This window comes from Cetobacterium sp. ZWU0022, from assembly GCF_000800875.1.
Classification (GTDB): domain Bacteria; phylum Fusobacteriota; class Fusobacteriia; order Fusobacteriales; family Fusobacteriaceae; genus Cetobacterium_A.
The window spans coordinates 1-461 of sequence record NZ_JRJZ01000088.1; the positions used below are offsets into that span (position 1 = coordinate 1).

Below are 461 nucleotides of genomic sequence, written 5' to 3' on the forward strand. Positions count from 1 at the left end.
ATAGGGATGGAGAGAAAAAGTTATTCTTTATTCGAAGAAACTATAAAAAAATTACAAAAAAGAACAATAGAAATAAAAGAAAATGAAGATAAATATAAAAGTTATAGTATATTTTCTGTGTTAGAATTTGATAAAAAAGAAAAGACAGTTGAAGTAGAATATAACCCTAAATTTTTACCTTTTATAAGAGATTTAAACCAGGGAAATTTTTGTAAATATTACCTTGAAAATATAAAATATTTATCAAGTAAATACTCAATTTTATTTTATATGAGGTTACAATCTGAAGCATTTAAGAGAACAGTTTCAATATCTATAGATGAAATGAAAATTCTTTATGGAAAAAATTATACACAAAATAATATTGAAAAGAAAATTTTAAAACCTGCACTAGAAGAAATTAATTCATATACAGATTTAGATATAAGACTTGAAAAAAAATATACAGGAAAAAAAATAAC

Annotated in this window: 1 protein-coding gene; it reads left to right on the forward strand. The window is 20.8% G+C overall.

Features of this window, described 5'->3' with window-relative positions; genetic code table 11:
* Window positions 1-461: replication initiation protein (locus L988_RS07665; RefSeq protein WP_047383119.1), on the forward strand; the 461-nt coding region annotated here is incomplete at both ends.